The sequence below is a fragment of the Sandarakinorhabdus sp. genome (assembly GCF_040398645.1).
Lineage (GTDB): Bacteria > Pseudomonadota > Alphaproteobacteria > Sphingomonadales > Sphingomonadaceae > Sandarakinorhabdus.
Genome location: NZ_JBBATR010000109.1, coordinates 1 through 2,198, shown reverse-complemented (window position 1 = coordinate 2,198; position 2,198 = coordinate 1). Strand labels below are relative to the sequence as shown.

The 2,198-nt window shown below is 63.9% G+C and carries 2 protein-coding genes; both read right to left on the bottom strand.

All coding sequences use genetic code 11. The features are described from left to right. The coding region (locus ABWP50_RS13395) for an AarF/UbiB family protein (protein ID WP_353218488.1) at positions 1-1,361 on the bottom strand (1,361 nt) is incomplete at its 3' end. Positions 1,362-1,373: 12 nt separating this feature from the next. Further along, positions 1,374-2,129 (bottom strand): class I SAM-dependent methyltransferase, encoded by a 756-nt coding sequence (locus ABWP50_RS13390; protein ID WP_353218487.1) that lies wholly within the window; start codon positions 2,127-2,129, stop codon positions 1,374-1,376. Between the last annotated feature and the right edge of the window lie 69 nt (positions 2,130-2,198).

Sequence of the window (2,198 nt, the reverse complement as noted above, 5' to 3'; positions counted from 1 at the left end):
CGGAAATTGAGCACCAGCGTGTCGGCGATCAAGGCTTCCGGGCCCATTTCGTCGCGCACCCAATCCCGGACATAGGGTTCGGCGACGGCCCACATGTTGACCTGCGGATCGATGGTGAGCGCCACGCCTTCGACCATCACCATGGTCTTTTGCAGCAGCAGCAGGTGCGGCTGGACGGGCATGTCAAAGCTGCGGGTGATCGAAAACAGGCCCTCCAGCAGATCGGTGATGGCGATATCCTTGGCCTGGCGGCCGCGGATCGGCTCCCCCACCGAACGCAGCGCGGTGGCGAAGGCGCCAGGATTGTGGTGCGGCGGCACATAGCCGGCCTCAAAATGGATCTCGGCCACTCGGGCATAATTGCCGGTGACCAGACCATAGAGGATTTCGGCCAGATACAGCCGCGCCCGGCGATTGATGCGGCCGACGATGCCAAAATCGATCACGCCGATCTTGGCAGTGTCGCCGGGGCCGGACGGCGGGATGATGAACAAATTGCCCTGGTGCAGATCGGCGTGGAAAAATCCCTTGGCAATCGCCTGCGCCAGAAAGCCATTGACCAGCACCCGCGCCAGATGCGCCCGGTCAACATCCAGTGCGGCAATGCCGGCGCGGTCGGAGACTTTGACGCCGTCAATCCAGTCGATCACCAGCATCTTGCGGGTCGATCGCTGCCAATCGACGCCGGGCACGACGAAATCGGCTTCGCCGGCCAGATTCTCGCCCAGTTCCGAGCAATTTGCTGCTTCGCGGCGCAGGTCCAGTTCAGCTTCGATCCAGCTTTTGAAGGTGGCGATGATGGCGCGCGGCCGCAGCCGGGCAAATTCGCCGCCGAGCAGCTCGAGATGGCCAGCGGCCCATTCGTAGGTTTGCAGCGCCGATGCCACATCAGCTTCGATGCCGGGGCGCAGCAGCTTGATGGCGACGTGGCGGCCATCGGTGGTGACGCCGCGGTGCACCTGCGCAATCGAAGCGGCGCCGACGGCCTCAGGATCGATGCTCTGGAACCGGCTTTGCCAGGCACCGCCGCAGGCCGCGTTGATCTGGGCTTCGACCGCGCTGAACGGCACAGGCGCGATATTGTCCTGCAGCTTGGCCAGATCGCTGGCAGCGGCCAGCCCGATCAGATCGGGACGCGTGGCCAGCGCCTGGCCCAGCTTGATGGCGGCGGGGCCAACCGCCGCAAGGCCGCCGGCAAAATCGGGCGTGATCGGCGCGCCGCTGCCAAAGCGCGCGACTTTGGCGACAACACGGATGGCCAGCGGCACCTGCGGCGCTTCGAACGGGCGCAGCACGCCGCGCCGCGCCATGCGCCGGCCCCAGACCAGAAGCCGCCAGAGATGCCGCGCCGCGATCAGCATATGCGCGTCAAATCAGAGCTTCCAGCCGCTGTGGATGGCAACAGCGCCGCCCAGGATCGGGCGATATTTCACCTGGCCAAAGCCGGCCGCCCTGATCATCGCGGCAAATTCCGGCATCTTGGGAAAGCGGCGAATTGATTCGATCAGATAGCGGTAGGAATCGCCGTCCTTGGCCACAAGCTCGCCGATGCGCGGCACCAGCTGCTCGGAATAAACGTCGTAGATATCGCCAAAGCCCGGCCAGGTGGTGGTGGAAAATTCGAGGCAGAAAAACCGCCCGCCATAACGCAGCACGCGGTGGGCTTCGGCCAGTGCGGCCGGAATATCGGTGACGTTGCGAATGCCGAACGCGATCGTGTAGCCATCAAAGCTGCCATCAGCAAAGTCCAGCACTTCGGCATTTTGTTCGCGCCAATTGAGGCTGGTCAGGCCGCGCTTGGCGGCACGCTCCATGCCCACCTCCAGCATGGCGGCATTGATGTCAGCCACGGTGACGCTGGCGCCCGATGCTGCCAGCCGAAACGCGATATCGCCAGTGCCGCCTGCCATATCGAGGATGGTTTCGCCAGCCCGCGGGTTCACCAGCCGCACGAAATCATCCTTCCAGACCCGGTGCATGCCAGCCGACATCAGATCGTTCATGACATCGTAGCGCTTGGCCACCGACCGAAACACCTCACCCACCCGGCGCGTCTTTTCGGCGGGGGCCACCTCTTCATACCCGAAGCTGACGGTTTCGCTGGCAGTGTCAAGCTTTGGGTCACTCATTGAGCCTGTCCTTTTCGAAGGCGCGGCTTAGCCGAGGCTTGGCGGTCATGCAAACGCCGCCTATGTCGC